This window comes from Aquabacterium sp., from assembly GCF_036273115.1.
In the GTDB taxonomy this organism is placed as follows: domain Bacteria; phylum Pseudomonadota; class Gammaproteobacteria; order Burkholderiales; family Burkholderiaceae_C; genus Aquabacterium.
In genome coordinates, this window is sequence record NZ_DASUIN010000024.1 from 154,232 (window position 1) to 168,333 (window position 14,102).

At 60.8% G+C, this 14,102-nt stretch carries 15 protein-coding genes; 13 read left to right on the plus strand and 2 right to left on the minus strand.

Annotation, left to right across the window (positions count from 1 at the left end):
• Position 1: 1 nt before the first annotated feature.
• Complete coding sequence (gene greA / locus VFW72_RS10905) at positions 2-478, plus strand: transcription elongation factor GreA (RefSeq protein WP_329674323.1); 477 nt, start codon at positions 2-4, stop codon at positions 476-478.
• A gap of 21 nt (positions 479-499) precedes the next feature.
• Entirely contained in the window at positions 500-952 is a 453-nt protein-coding gene (locus VFW72_RS10910) for a DUF4149 domain-containing protein (protein ID WP_329674324.1), read from the plus strand.
• On the opposite strand, the gene VFW72_RS10915 is transcribed toward VFW72_RS10910, so the two are convergent.
• Positions 953-1,420 (minus strand): YhbY family RNA-binding protein, encoded by a 468-nt coding sequence (locus VFW72_RS10915; protein WP_329674325.1) that lies wholly within the window; start codon positions 1,418-1,420, stop codon positions 953-955.
• A 17-nt stretch (positions 1,421-1,437) separates the two neighbouring features.
• Here VFW72_RS10915 and VFW72_RS10920 point away from each other — a divergent pair, with 17 nt between their 5' ends.
• The 4 genes from VFW72_RS10920 to glmM all read left to right on the plus strand — a co-directional run bounded on the left by VFW72_RS10920 (position 1,438) and on the right by glmM (position 6,543).
• Entirely contained in the window at positions 1,438-2,112 is a 675-nt protein-coding gene (locus VFW72_RS10920) for an RlmE family RNA methyltransferase (protein ID WP_329674326.1), read from the plus strand.
• Between the two features lie 226 nt (positions 2,113-2,338).
• A complete protein-coding gene (gene ftsH / locus VFW72_RS10925) occupies positions 2,339-4,243 on the plus strand; it encodes an ATP-dependent zinc metalloprotease FtsH (protein WP_329674327.1) in 1,905 nt (634 codons plus the stop codon).
• A gap of 75 nt (positions 4,244-4,318) precedes the next feature.
• Entirely contained in the window at positions 4,319-5,161 is an 843-nt protein-coding gene (folP, locus tag VFW72_RS10930) for a dihydropteroate synthase (RefSeq protein WP_329674328.1), read from the plus strand.
• Positions 5,162-5,211: 50 nt separating this feature from the next.
• Entirely contained in the window at positions 5,212-6,543 is a 1,332-nt protein-coding gene (gene glmM, locus VFW72_RS10935; RefSeq protein ID WP_329674329.1) for a phosphoglucosamine mutase, read from the plus strand.
• Between the two features lie 74 nt (positions 6,544-6,617).
• Here the strand turns inward: glmM and VFW72_RS10940 are convergent, their stop codons facing one another.
• Complete coding sequence (locus VFW72_RS10940) at positions 6,618-7,121, minus strand: fasciclin domain-containing protein (RefSeq protein ID WP_329674330.1); 504 nt, start codon at positions 7,119-7,121, stop codon at positions 6,618-6,620.
• A gap of 238 nt (positions 7,122-7,359) precedes the next feature.
• On the opposite strand from VFW72_RS10940, the gene pstS reads away from it, so the two are divergent.
• The 7 genes from pstS (at position 7,360) to phoR (ending at position 14,071) form a co-directional block, all read left to right on the plus strand.
• Positions 7,360-8,394, plus strand: a complete 1,035-nt coding sequence (gene pstS, locus VFW72_RS10945) for a phosphate ABC transporter substrate-binding protein PstS (protein ID WP_414638791.1) — start codon at positions 7,360-7,362, stop codon at positions 8,392-8,394.
• Between the two features lie 185 nt (positions 8,395-8,579).
• Complete coding sequence (gene pstC, locus VFW72_RS10950; protein ID WP_329674365.1) at positions 8,580-9,539, plus strand: phosphate ABC transporter permease PstC; 960 nt, start codon at positions 8,580-8,582, stop codon at positions 9,537-9,539.
• Positions 9,536-10,393: a phosphate ABC transporter permease PstA gene (gene pstA / locus VFW72_RS10955; protein WP_329674331.1), complete on the plus strand. Its 858-nt coding sequence runs from the start codon at positions 9,536-9,538 to the stop codon at positions 10,391-10,393. Before pstC ends, pstA begins: the two co-directional genes overlap by 4 nt.
• A gap of 39 nt (positions 10,394-10,432) precedes the next feature.
• Positions 10,433-11,218: a phosphate ABC transporter ATP-binding protein PstB gene (gene pstB, locus VFW72_RS10960; RefSeq protein WP_329674332.1), complete on the plus strand. Its 786-nt coding sequence runs from the start codon at positions 10,433-10,435 to the stop codon at positions 11,216-11,218.
• 51 nt (positions 11,219-11,269) lie between these two features.
• Positions 11,270-11,977: a phosphate signaling complex protein PhoU gene (phoU, locus tag VFW72_RS10965; protein WP_329674333.1), complete on the plus strand. Its 708-nt coding sequence runs from the start codon at positions 11,270-11,272 to the stop codon at positions 11,975-11,977.
• Between the two features lie 36 nt (positions 11,978-12,013).
• Positions 12,014-12,715, plus strand: a complete 702-nt coding sequence (gene phoB / locus VFW72_RS10970; RefSeq protein ID WP_329674334.1) for a phosphate regulon transcriptional regulator PhoB — start codon at positions 12,014-12,016, stop codon at positions 12,713-12,715.
• A 24-nt stretch (positions 12,716-12,739) separates the two neighbouring features.
• Positions 12,740-14,071: a phosphate regulon sensor histidine kinase PhoR gene (gene phoR, locus VFW72_RS10975; protein WP_329674335.1), complete on the plus strand. Its 1,332-nt coding sequence runs from the start codon at positions 12,740-12,742 to the stop codon at positions 14,069-14,071.
• Positions 14,072-14,102: the final 31 nt, after the last annotated feature.

The window sequence follows — 14,102 nt, forward strand, 5'->3', positions numbered from 1 at the left end:
TATGTCCACGATCCCCATTACCAAGCGCGGCGCAGAAATGCTCAAGGAAGAGTTGCAGCGCCTCAAGCACGTTGAGCGCCCTGCCGTGGTGCAGGCCATCGCCGAAGCCCGTGCCCAGGGCGACCTCTCTGAAAACGCCGAGTACGACGCCGCCAAGGACAAGCAGGGCTTCATCGAAGGCCGCATTCAGGAGATCGAAGGCAAGCTGTCGGCCGCCCAGATCATCGACCCCAGCTCCCTGGACGCCGGCGGCCGGGTGGTTTTCGGCGCCACGGTCGAAATGGAAGTGGAAAGCACCGGCGATGTGGTGGTCTACCAGATCGTGGGTGATGACGAGGCCGATCTGAAGGACGGCAAGATCTCCATTGGTTCTCCCATTGCCCGTGCCTTGATCGGCAAGGAAGCCGGCGACGTGGCCACGGTGCAGGCACCGGGTGGCGCGCGCAACTACGAAATCATCGAAGTTCGCTACGTCTGATCGCGGTCGGGGCACCTCAGCATGAAGTTGTTGCGCTTTCAAGCATGGCTGGCCGCCACCTGGACAGGTGTGATGCTGGCTGTGGGCGGTGTGGCTGCGCCCAGCCTGTTCATGGTGCTGGAGCGAGAACTGGCAGGCAAGGCAGCCGGGCGCATCTTCACCGTCGAGGCGAAGCTCAGCCTGGCTTTCGCCATCGTGCTCTTCATGATCGAGCGTCGTCGGGTTCGGGATCTGGCCGAATCAGGCAAGACGACCACGGTGATGACCGGCAATCTGCTGATCATCCTGGGGGCCTTGTTCCTGGCCATCTTTGGCGAGTTCGTGATGCACCCGATGATCGAAGCGGTCAAGGCAGGGCAGCCTGCCAGGCTGTCCTTCGGGGCGCTGCACGGAATATCGTCCGTGCTGTACTGGTTGCGTGCCGTGCTCGTTGGCTGCCTGGCATGGCGCCTGACAGCCAATCGAGCAGATTGATCAGCCCGGCTTCTTGCTGGCCACGCGCTTCTTGGCGCGCTTGATCAGGCCGCCGGCAGTTACGCGCTGGTTGCCCATGACCTGAACCTTCTTCACCTCAGGGCGACGCAAGCCGCTCTTGGAAAACTTCAGGATCTTGACCTCGCGCGGGCCGGCGCCTCGGTCCTCACGGGCTTCGGCGGGGGCTTTTTCGGGAATGGGGCGCCACAGCACCAGCAATTTGCCGATATGCTGGATTGGTGCGGCGTCGAGCTTGTCGCACATCTGGGCGTAGATCTCTTCACGGATGGCGCGGTCATCGCCCAGCACGCGCACTTTGATCAGGCCATGGGCCTTGAGTGCGTTGTCGGCTTCCTTCAGTACGGCGGGCGTGAGGCCATCTCCGCCGATCATCACGACGGGGTCAAGGTGGTGCGCATCAGCCCGATAGGCTTTGCGCTCGGCAGTTGTCAATTGAATAGCAGGCATCCCTCTATTATCGAGCCATGAAAGTCCAAACGAAAAGCAAAAAAGTGAACAAAGCATGGTTGCACGACCATGTCCACGACACTTACGTCAAATTGGCAGGTAAAGAGGGCTACCGTTCGCGCGCCGCTTACAAGCTCAAGGAGATCGACGAGGCCCTCCATCTGCTCAAACCCGGCCAGTTGGTGGTGGACCTGGGTGCCTCACCCGGCGCCTGGAGCCAGTACGTGCGCCGCAAGTTCGCACCGAAGGACGCCGGAACGGGTGGGGCGGCGACCGGTCAGCTCAACGGCACCATCATCGCGCTGGACCTGCTGGATTTCGAGCCTGTGGACGGCGTGCACTTCATTCAGGGCGATTTCCGCGAGGACGCGGTGCTGGCGCAGTTGCGCGAAGCCGTGGGCGACCGCCCGGTTGACGTGGTCATCTCCGACATGGCGCCCAATTTGAGCGGCATCGAGTCGTCAGATAGCGCCCGTATCGCGCATTTGATCGAACTTGCCATCGATTTCGCGCAAAACCATCTCAAAAAGGACGGTGCATTGGTATGCAAGGTGTTCCACGGTAGTGGTTACAGCCAGCTGGTCGAACTGTTTCGCGAGCACTTCCGTGTGGTCAAGCCCATCAAGCCGAAAGCCTCGCGCGACAAGTCGGCGGAAACCTTCCTCGTGGGTATCGGGCTCAAAAACCGATGAATTTTCTTGATCGGCGTCTTTTAAGTGCTGAAAAGCGGTGCTTCACTGGGTATCGAAATCTGCAGGGTCTCTCTTGACTGATCTAGAATTGTCCCCATGTACCGCGAAGATTGCGTCCAGCGTTTGTCAGATTGGCGAATTCAGATGTGATTTTTGAGACCTGTCGCGGTGGGTTGATGCATACAGTGTCAGTCGCGGCGGGTGTGAATGGATTGAAGGAGCCGCGGTGAACAATCAATGGTTCTCGAAGATTGCTGTCTGGCTGGTTGTGGCGCTGGTGTTGTTCACCGTGTTCAAGCAGTTCGACCGTGCCAGTACGGGTGGTAGCCAGATCGGCTACTCGGACTTCCTTGAAGAAGTTCGCGCCAAACGCATCAAGAGCGTCACGCTCCAGGAGGGCGGCGGCGGCACCGAGATCATTGCAACCACCACCGATGACAAGCGCATCCGCAGCACGGCCACTTACCTGGACCGTGGCCTGGTGGGTGATCTGATCAACAACGGTGTCAAATTCGACGTCAAGCCCCGCGAGGAACCCTCGCTCATCATGAGCCTGCTGGTGTCCTGGGGCCCGATGATCCTGTTGATCGGCGTGTGGATCTATTTCATGCGCCAGATGCAGGGCGGCGGCAAGGGCGGGGCTTTCAGCTTCGGCAAGAGTCGCGCTCGCATGCTGGACGAGTCCAACAACAACATCACCTTTGCGGATGTGGCGGGTTGTGACGAGGCCAAGGAAGAAGTCAAGGAACTGGTGGACTTCCTGCGTGACCCGCAGAAGTTCCAGAAGCTGGGCGGTCGCATTCCACGTGGGGTGCTGATGGTCGGCCCTCCCGGTACCGGCAAGACGCTGCTGGCCAAGTCCATCGCGGGCGAAGCCAAGGTGCCGTTCTTCACCATTTCCGGTTCCGACTTCGTGGAAATGTTCGTCGGCGTGGGCGCTGCCCGCGTGCGCGACATGTTCGAGCAAGCCAAGAAGAATGCGCCTTGCATCATCTTTGTGGACGAAATCGACGCCGTGGGCCGCCATCGTGGCGCAGGCCTGGGTGGTGGTAACGACGAACGCGAGCAGACCCTCAACCAGATGCTGGTCGAGATGGACGGCTTCGAAACCAATCTGGGTGTGATCGTGATTGCCGCGACCAACCGCCCCGACATCCTGGATCCAGCCTTGCTGCGCCCAGGTCGTTTCGACCGTCAGGTCTATGTGACCCTGCCTGATGTTCGCGGTCGCGAACAGATCCTGAATGTGCACATCCGCAAGGTGCCAGTCGGTCAGGACGTGCGTGCCGACATCCTGGCGCGTGGTACCCCTGGCTTCTCTGGTGCCGATCTGGCCAACCTGGTCAACGAGGCTGCTTTGTTTGCCGCACGTCGCAACGGTCGTGTGGTCGAAATGCAGGACTTCGAAAAGGCCAAGGACAAGATCATGATGGGCCCCGAGCGCAAGTCCATGGTCATGCCAGAGGAAGAGCGCAAGAACACGGCTTATCACGAAGCTGGTCACGCCCTGGTGGCGCGCCTGCTGCCCAAGACGGATCCTGTCCACAAGGTCACCATCATCCCGCGTGGTCGCGCGCTGGGCGTGACCATGCAGTTGCCTGAAGGCGATCGCTACAGCATGGACAAGACCCGCATGCTGGACACCATCTCGGTGTTGTTTGGTGGTCGCATTGCCGAAGAAGTCTTCATGAACCAGATGACCACGGGTGCGTCGAACGACTTCGAACGTGCCACGGCCATCGCCCGCGACATGGTCACCCGCTACGGCATGACCGATGAACTGGGCCCTGTGGTGTATGCCGACAACGAAGGCGAAGTCTTCCTGGGTCGCTCGATCACCAAGACCACCAACATGTCTGAAGAGACCATGCAGAAGGTGGACAAGCAGATCCGCAAGATCATCGATGAGCAGTACGCCACCGCGCGCAAGCTGATCGAAGACAACCAGGACAAGATGCACGCGATGGCCAAGGCCCTGCTCGAATGGGAAACCATCGACGCCGATCAGATCAATGACATCATGGAAGGCCGTGATCCCCGTCCTCCCAAGGACTGGACGCCGCCCACCAACCGTCCCAACGGTGGCAACAAGCCCCCGGTGAGCACGGACGGCGCACCAGCTGCAGTCTGATCCAGCAGCTTTTGGTACACACTGACGGGGCTTCGGCCCCGTTTTTCATGGCGGCTTCCATTTCTGATCGAGCACATGAGCATCTGGCAAACCTCCCGCTTTCACCTTGATCTGGCGCGGCCTCTCATCATGGGCATCGTCAATGTCACGCCGGATTCGTTTTCCGACGGTGGTAGATTCCTGAGCGCCGACAGCGCCCTGGCCCAATGTGAGCGGCTGATTCAGGAGGGGGCCGACATCCTCGACATCGGCGGCGAATCCAGCAGGCCCGGCGCACCAACACTCACCGTGGAAGAGGAGTGGCAGCGCCTGGAGGGTGTGCTGAAGGTGGCCGTGAGCCTGGGTGTGCCGGTCTCTGTGGATACGTGCAAGACCGAGGTCATGAGGCGTGCGCTGGACCTGGGGGTCGACATCATCAATGACATCCGCGCGCTGGAAGCACCTGGCGCAGTGGACCTGATCGCATCTCACGGGCAATGCGGCGTGTGCCTCATGCACATGCAGGGGGACCCGGCCACAATGCAGGCTCGCCCCTGCTATCCGGATGTGGTGGACGAGGTGCGGCAGTACCTGTCACAGCGACTCGATAGCCTGCGCCAGGCCGGTGTGGCTGAGGCGCGCATCACCCTGGATCCGGGTATCGGCTTTGGCAAGACGCCAGCGCACAATATCGAACTGTTGAAGCGTCAGGCAGAATTGCTGGATCTGGGCCGCCCTTTGTTGCTGGGCTGGTCTCGCAAATCAACCCTGGGTCAGATCACGGGCAAGCCCGTCGAGGAGCGTCTGGTGGCCAGCGTGGCTGCGGCGCTGGCTGCTGTCACGCGTGGTGCGCGCATCGTTCGCGTTCACGACGTCGGCGCGACGGCGGATGCCCTGAAGGTCTGGCAGGCATCAAATTTGTGTAACTCACATATATGAGCGGGGGCACAATGTGCAGCTCGGCATCGTGCGAATTCATTCAATAAAACATGGCTCGACAATATTTTGGGACTGATGGCATCCGCGGCACAGTGGGGCAGGCACCGATCACGCCTGATTTCGTGCTGAGGCTTGGCCACGCTGTGGGTCAGGTGCTGCGTCGCACCGAGAAGCGCCCGACGGTGCTCATCGGCAAGGACACGCGCATCTCCGGCTACATGCTGGAATCCGCACTGGAGGCCGGTTTTGCCTCTGCAGGGGTCGATGTGCTGCTGACCGGGCCGCTGCCCACGCCAGGCGTGGCCTATCTGACCCGCGCATTGCGATTGAATCTGGGGGTGGTTATCAGCGCCTCTCACAACCCGTTTGCCGACAACGGCATCAAGTTCTTCTCGGCCAAGGGCGAGAAGTTGCCTGACGAGTGGGAGCAGGAGGTTGAGGCGGCCTTGAATGATGCGCCCAGCTGGGTTGATTCGGCGAACCTGGGCAAGGCCCGCCGACTCGAAGATGCGCGGGGCCGCTACATCGAGTTCTGCAAGAGCACCTTCTCGTCCAACATGTCGCTCAAGGGCCTGAAGCTGGTGGTGGATGCCGCTCACGGCGCCGGTTACCAGGTGGCGCCCGAGGTGTTCCATGAGCTCGGTGCGGAAGTCATCTCGATTGGCTGCGCGCCGACCGGCCTCAACATCAACGAGGGCGTGGGCGCCACGCATCCCGAAGCGCTGGTCAAGGCTGTCGCGGAACATGGCGCACATTACGGCGTGGCGCTCGATGGGGACGCCGACCGTCTGCAGCTGGTGGATGCCCAAGGGCGCTTGTACAACGGCGACGAACTGCTTTACGTGATGGTGGCCGATCGCCTGGATCAGGGCGAGGCCGTGCCGGGCGCGGTGGGTACCCTCATGACCAATATGGCCATCGAGCTGGCCTTGCAAAATCGAGGTATCGATTTCGTGCGCGCCAAGGTGGGTGACCGCTACGTGCTGGAGGAACTGGTTTGCCGTGGCTGGCAGTTGGGCGGGGAGGGCTCCGGCCACCTCATCGCACTGGACCGCCACACCACCGGTGACGGCATCGTCAGCGCCTTGCAGGTTCTCCAGGCGGTGGCGCGCAGTGGCAAGTCTCTGGCTCAATGGCTGGATGGGGTCAACCTGTTCCCGCAGCGCCTGATCAACGTGCGACTGCAGGCTGGTCAGGACTGGCGCAACAGCGCCAAGCTGGCCGACACCCAGAAGACCGTGCTGGCGCAATTGAACGGGCGTGGCCGCGTGCTGATTCGTCCCTCGGGTACGGAGCCTTTGCTGCGTGTGATGGTGGAGGCGGAAGACCGCGCTCTGGCCGATCAATGTGCGCAAGCGCTGGCTGACGCCGTGAAGTCCTGATCGGATTTCTTCGGGCGAAAAAAAGCCGGCCCTCAAAGCCGGCTTTTTTCATGGGCGAGTGGGCTGCGACTGTCTTACTTCTTCGGAGGCGTCAGCAGGCGATCGATGACGTGGATGACGCCGTTGCCGGTGGCGATGTCGGCCTTGGTGACCAGTGCGTCATCAATGGTGACGAAATCGCCAGCCTTGGACACGGTGGCCTTGGCGCCGTTGACCGTGGCGATCTGCTTGCTGCCTTCAACGTCGGCAGCCTTCATCAGACCAGGCAGCACGTGGTAGTTCAGCACGGCTTTCAGCTGCGCCGGATCCTTGGCCAGCTTGTCCAGGGCTGCGGCCGGCATGGCCTTGAAGGCCTCGTCGGACGGTGCGAATACTGTGACAGGGCCAGCGCCTTCGAGCGTGCTTTCGAGTCCCGCCTGCTTGATCAGTTTGGCGAAAGTGCTCAATTCAGCGTTGCTGCTGGCGGCGGCCACCACGTTGGCGGGTGTCGAGGCGACCTCGGTGCTGGCGCAGCCCGCGAATGTGACGGTCAAGGCGATCAGGCTGCTCAGCAGGAGGTGGGGGCGGCGAATGGTCATGAGGGGTCTCCGTACAAGGTGTTTGCTCCCTGGGATGTCTGGGGGCACGCCGGCACGATAGATTTGTCATGTGACGGTAACGTGACCAATATGTGACTGTCCTGTCACGAAAACCATGGCCCATAGGGGCTGTGTTTTTATGACGATTGTGAAAATCGGTGTCACAGACGCGTCACAATCGCGCTCTACAGTTCGCCGCATGGAAATTTGTCTGTCACATGACAAGAAAGGCGTTCACATGAACTTCAAGATGATTCGCACCGCCGCGGCTGTGGCCCTGGCTCTGGTTTCCGGCGCTGCTATGGCCGAGGACGTCACTGGTGCTGGCGCCACCTTCCCCGCGCCGCTGTATGCCAAGTGGGCTTCGGCGTTCAACACGGCCACCAACGTGCGCATCAATTACCAGTCCGTTGGTTCGGGCGCTGGTATCAAACAGATCAAGGCCAAGACGGTTGATTTCGGTGCATCCGACATGCCGCTCAAGGATGAAGAGCTGGCCAAGGACGGCCTGGTGCAGTTCCCCACCGTGATCGGTGGCGTGGTGCCTGTCGTGAACATCAAGGGCATCACCCCTGGCCAACTGAAGATGACCGGTGAAGTGCTGGGCAACATCTACCTCGGCAAGATCACCAAGTGGAATGATCCCGCACTGGTCGCTCTGAACCCTGGTGTGGCGCTGCCTGATGCCGCCATCGCACCTGTTCGTCGCGCAGACGGCTCCGGCACCAGCTTCATCTTCACGAACTACCTGTCCAAGGTGAACGCCGAATGGAAGGCCAAGGTTGGTGAAGGTACGGCCGTGAACTGGCCTACTGGTGCGGGTGGCAAGGGCAACGAAGGCGTGTCGGCTTTCGTGCAGCGCCTGCCCAACTCGATCGGCTATGTCGAGTACGCCTACGCCAAGCAGAACAAGATGTCGCACGTGGCCTTGAAGAATGCCGCCGGCAATTTCGTCGAGCCTGATGATGCGACCTTCAAGGCAGCGGCCGCGGCAGCCGAGTGGAACAAATCGTTCTACCAGGTGCTGACCAACCAGAACGACAAGAACGCCTGGCCACTGAGCGGTGCCACCTTCATCCTGATGCACAAGTCGCAAGACAAGCCTGCTCAAGCTTCGAGCACCCTGAAGTTCTTCGAGTGGGCCTATGTCAACGGTGACAAGACCGCTTCGGAACTCGAGTACGTGCCGCTGCCCGCATCGGTCAAGGACCTGGTGCGCAAGCAATGGTCCAGCATTGCCGACACCGCAGGCAAGGCCGTTTCGTACAAGTGATCGACCTTCGCTGATGTGTCGAAGCTGCCGGGCACTTGTTTCGCAGGTGTCCGGCGCTGTTTTTCTTTGAAGTAGCCAATGATCCGGATGTTCCCCGCCAACGGAGGCAATCGATGACTGCCATTCTTCCCGCTGACATGGATGATGCCAACGCTCAGCCTTCTCGTGGCACCAAGGGCCGCCCCATGACGAATCCTCCCTCACGCCGCGTGAATGCTCCCTGGGCCGATGCCGTTTTCGCCGGCCTGGCGCGTGCTGCTGCCTTGCTGACGCTGGCGCTGTTGCTGGGCATCATCGGCTCCCTGATCGTGGGCGCATGGCCTGCCATCAAGACCTATGGCATCAGTTTCCTGTGGCGCACCGAGTGGGATCCCGTCCAGGAGCAGTTCGGTGGCCTGGTGATGATCTACGGCACGCTGATGACCTCGTTCATTGCGCTGTTGATCGCGGTGCCGGTGTCGTTCGGGATCGCCATGTTCCTGACCGAGTTGTCGCCTTCGTGGTTGAAGCGCCCGCTGGGTATTGCCGTTGAATTGCTGGCAGCTGTTCCCTCCATCGTGTATGGCATGTGGGGCTTGCTGGTGTTCGGTCCACTGCTGGCTACCTATGTGCAGCAACCGCTGCAAAGTGCCACACAGGGTGTGCCTTATCTGGGCGCACTGTTCAGCGGTGCCCCGGTTGGCATCGGCATTTTGTCGGCCGGCATCATCCTGGCCATCATGATCATCCCCTTCATTGCCTCGGTGATGCGCGATGTGTTCGAAGTGACGCCTCCGCTGTTGAAGGAGTCGGCCTATGGCCTGGGCTCCACCACCTGGGAGGTCGTGTGGAAGGTCGTGCTGCCCTATACCAAGACCGGTGTGGTGGGTGGTGTGATGCTGGGGCTGGGCCGTGCCCTGGGCGAGACGATGGCGGTTACTTTCGTGATCGGCAACATGAACCAGCTCAACTCGCTGTCCGTTTTCGAGGCGGCCAACAGCATCACGTCTGCCCTGGCCAACGAATTTGCGGAGGCCGGTGAGGGACTGCATCAGGCCTCGCTGATCTATCTGGGCTTGATCCTGTTCTTCATCACCTTCGTGGTCCTGGCTTTCTCCAAGGTCTTGCTGGCCCGTCTCAAGAAGTCTGAAGGAGCGCGAGCATGAGCGCCGAACTGCAAGCACTGCGCGCCCGTCGTCATGCCGGCCGCAAACGCACCAATTTCATTGCCCTGACCCTGTCCCTGGCTGCCATGGCTTTCGGCCTGGTGTGGCTGATCTGGATCCTGGTCGAGACGGTTCGCCTGGGCGTGGATGGCCTGACCCTGGCCACCTTCACACAGATGACGCCCCCTCCACAGGAGGCTGGCGGTCTGGCCAATGCCATCATGGGTTCGCTCATGATGGTCGGGCTGGCCACCCTGATCGGCACGCCGGTGGGCATCATGGCCGGCGTCTATCTGGCCGAGTATGGCCAGAAAGGCTGGCTGGGCAGCGTCACCCGTTTCATCAACGACATCCTGCTGTCTGCGCCATCCATCGTGGTGGGCCTGTTCATCTACTCGATGGTCGTGGCGCGCATGCACTCGTTCTCGGGTTGGGCTGGCGTGCTGGCACTGGCGCTGATCGTGGTGCCGGTGGTGATCCGCACCACGGAGAACATGCTCTCGCTGGTGCCCAATGCGCTGCGTGAGGCTGCTTATGCGCTGGGAACCCCCAAGTGGCGCGTGATCCTGACGATCACCCTGAAGTCGGCTCGTGCAGGTGTGATCACCGGCATCTTGCTGGCGGTGGCGCGCATTTCCGGTGAAACGGCGCCCTTGCTGTTCACGGCCTTGTCCAACCAGTTCTGGTCGGCAGACCTCAGCCATCCGATGGCCAGCCTGCCTGTGACGATTTTCAAATTCGCGATGAGCCCCTACGAGAACTGGCAGAAGCTGGCCTGGGCTGGGGTGTTCCTGATCACGGCCGGCGTGCTTGTGCTCAACATCATCGCCCGCACGATGTTCCGTCAGCGCTGATTGGCGCGGCTTCACAAGTTTCACGAAAGACCCTGCACCATGGATGCCAAGGTTCAAACCCAGACCCCCGCCAAGGCCAAGCTGGCCGTGCGCAATCTGAACTTCTATTACGGCAAGTTTCACGCGCTCAAGAACGTGAACATGGAATTGCCCGAAAACAAGGTGACGGCCTTCATCGGCCCATCGGGTTGCGGCAAGTCAACGCTGTTGCGCACCTTCAACCGCATGTTCGAGCTCTATCCCGAGCAGCGCGCCGAAGGGCAGATCCTGCTGGACGGCCAGGACATTCTGAAGACCAAGGAAGACGTGTCGCTGATCCGTGCGCGCGTCGGCATGGTGTTCCAGAAGCCGACACCGTTCCCCATGTCGATCTACGAGAACATCGCCTTCGGTGTGCGCCTGTTCGAGAACCTGTCACGCGTTGAAATGGATGAGCGCGTGGAATGGGCGCTCAAGAAGGCTGCGCTGTGGAACGAGGTGAAGGACAAGCTCAATCAGAGCGGCTCCGGTCTGTCGGGTGGTCAACAGCAGCGTTTGTGCATCGCACGCGGCATTGCCATCAAGCCCGAAGTGCTGCTGCTGGACGAACCTTGTTCCGCCCTGGATCCGATCTCGACCGGCAAGATCGAAGAGCTGATCCACGAGTTGAAGAACGATTACACCGTGCTGATCGTGACCCACAACATGCAGCAGGCTGCACGTTGCTCGGACTACACGGCCTATATGTACCTGGGCGAGTTGATCGAATTCGGTGCCACCACCGACATCTTCATGAAGCCCAAGCGTACGGAAACCGAGGACTACATCACCGGCCGCTTCGGCTGATGAAGGTTGATCCCACCAATATCAAAAACAGGTTTTCAAAGGAATCTTCGTATGTCCGAGAAGCATTTGTCCAGCCAGTTTGATGTCGAACTCAGCGGCATTTCCACACGCGTGCTGGAAATGGGTGGTCTGGTTGAATCTCAGGTCGCGCAGGCCATCTATGCCTTGACGCATTTCAGCGGTGACACGGCCACGCAGGTGCTGCAGGGCGAGGAGCGCGTCAACCAGATGGAGATGGACATCGACGCAGATCTGTCCACCATCATCGCGCGCCGTCAACCCACCGCACGAGACCTGCGTCTGCTGATCGCGATCTCCAAGACGATTGGCAACCTGGAGCGCGTAGGCGATGAGGCCGCACGCATTGCACGCACGGTGCAGCGCCTGATCAACACGGGTGTGTCGAGCCGCCTGCGTCTGCCCGTGAGCGATGTGTCGTTCGAGGCCTCGCTGGCCACGGCGTCGCTGCGTCGTGCACTGGATGCGTTTGCGCGTCTGGACACGCAGACTGCCCTGGAGGTCATCAAGAGCGACAACGAGATTGACGCCGAGTTCGATGGCCTGATGCGCAAGCTCATCACTTACATGATGGAAGACCCACGCACGATCTCTGCGTCGATCGACCTGGTGTTCGTGGCCAAAGCCATCGAGCGCGTGGGCGACCATGCCAAGAACCTGGCCGAGCAGGTCATCTACATCGTCAAGGGTACCGATGTGCGGCACAACACGCCCGAGGCGGTTGAGTCGATCATCAAGTAACTCAACCCACTAAAGCGCAAGCACGGAGAACACTTCATGAGTCGTGTGCTGGTTGTTGAAGATGAAATGGCGATCGCCGAGTTGATCGCCCTGAACCTGCGTCATTCGGGCTTTGATGTGGTCGTGGCCCACAACGCCGATGAAGCGCAGAATGAACTCGACAAGGTTCTGCCCGATCTGGTCCTGCTGGACTGGATGCTGCCAGGGCAGTCGGGGCTGGCATTGGCCAAGCGCTGGCGTGGTGCCACACGCACCCGCGATCTGCCCATCATCATGCTCACGGCGCGTGCCGAAGAGGTGGACAAGGTGGCTGGCCTGGATGCCGGTGCCGATGATTACCTGACCAAGCCCTTTTCGACGCACGAGCTGATGGCCCGTGTGCGGGCCGTCCTGCGTCGCAAGGCGCCTCAGGCACTGGACGCAGCGGTGGAAGTGGCAGGCCTGCGCCTCGATCCAGCCACGCGTCGCGTTTGCCGCGGCGAGCATGAAATCAAGATCGGGCCGACCGAATTCAAGCTGCTGCACTTCTTCATGACGCATCCCGAGCGTGTGCACAGCCGTGCGCAGTTGCTGGACCGCGTCTGGGGTGATCATGTCTTCATCGAAGAGCGTACCGTGGACGTGCACGTGAAGCGTCTGCGCGAGGCTTTGTCACCCGTTCAGCGTTCACAGCTGATCGAAACGGTACGGGGCGCAGGTTATCGCCTGACGCAACAGGTGGCGGACGCTGCTGCCTGAGTTTCCTCTTCATAAAGAGACATCGTGGATACAAGCGATTCGTGGCTGTTGTCACGTGTGGGCGCGCGCCTGTTGGCGGCGTCGGCTGGTGGTTTCGCGGGTTGGTGGTTTGGCAAACAGATCGGGTACCCGGCGACCACGTGCATGGCGGCAGCGGCTTCAGCGGTGCTGATCCTGTCCGTGAACGACACGCTCAAAGGACACAGGCTGCTGGACTGGCTGCGCACGCCTGAGGCGGCACCACCGGCACTGCCTGGCATGTGGGGCGAAGTGGCATACCGTGTTCAGCGCGTGGTTCATCTCAAAGACGAGCGCATTGCCCAGGAGCAGGCGCGTCTGCATGAGTTTCTGTCGGCCATCGAGGCTTCGCCCAATGGCGTGATGCTGCTGGATGCAAATGACCAGATCACCTGGATCAGTTCGGCCGCCGCCGATCACTTTGGTTTGAACCCGCAGAGAGACCTGATGCAACGGGTGACCAATCTGGTTCGCCAGCCTGCTTTCGTGCAGTATCTGGCTGCCGGTGATTACCGGGATGTGGTGAAGTGCCAGATGAGCCATGGCACGCAAACGGTGCTGCAGATTCTGGTGCGCGTGTATGGCGATGGTTTGAAGCTGGTGCTGTCTCAGGACATCACGGAGCGGGAACGTTCGGACACCATGCGCAGGGACTTCGTGGCCAACGTGTCTCACGAGATTCGCACGCCCCTCACCGTCCTCAACGGTTTCATCGAGACTTTGGGTTCCTTGCCCTTGACGGAAGTTGAGCGCAAGCGCGTGATCACCTTGATGACACAGCAGGCCGATCGCATGCAGGGGCTGGTCAGCGATCTCCTGACGCTGGCTCAGATCGAAGGCAGCCCCCGGCCGGCATCAGACCGGTGGATCAAGGTCGATGCGCTCATGGAGCGCATTGAAACCGACGGCCGCGCCTTGTCTCGTGAGCGCCACCCCATGCATTTCATCACCGAGACTGGTGGCAAGCACTGCGAGATCGCGGGCATCGAAAGCGAATGGCTCAGCGCCATGGGCAACCTTGTGTCCAATGCCGTGCGCTATACCCCTGAAGGCAAAGGCATCGACGTGAAGTGGCTGAGCCTGCCGGACGGAGGCGCGGAGTTCAGTGTGAAGGATGGTGGCATTGGCATCGCGCCCGAGCACATCCCGCGCCTGACGGAGCGCTTCTACCGTGTAGACGGCAGCCGATCGCGCGAAACTGGCGGCACCGGGTTGGGCCTGTCCATCGTGAAGCACGTGGTTCAGCGCCACGGCGGCGAGTTGCGCATCACCAGTGAATCGGGCAAGGGCTCGACGTTTACCTTGAGCGTTCCGAGCGTGCGGGTTCGCCTGGTTTGAGCTGCCCGGCGGCTGGCTGGCTCAACGTCAG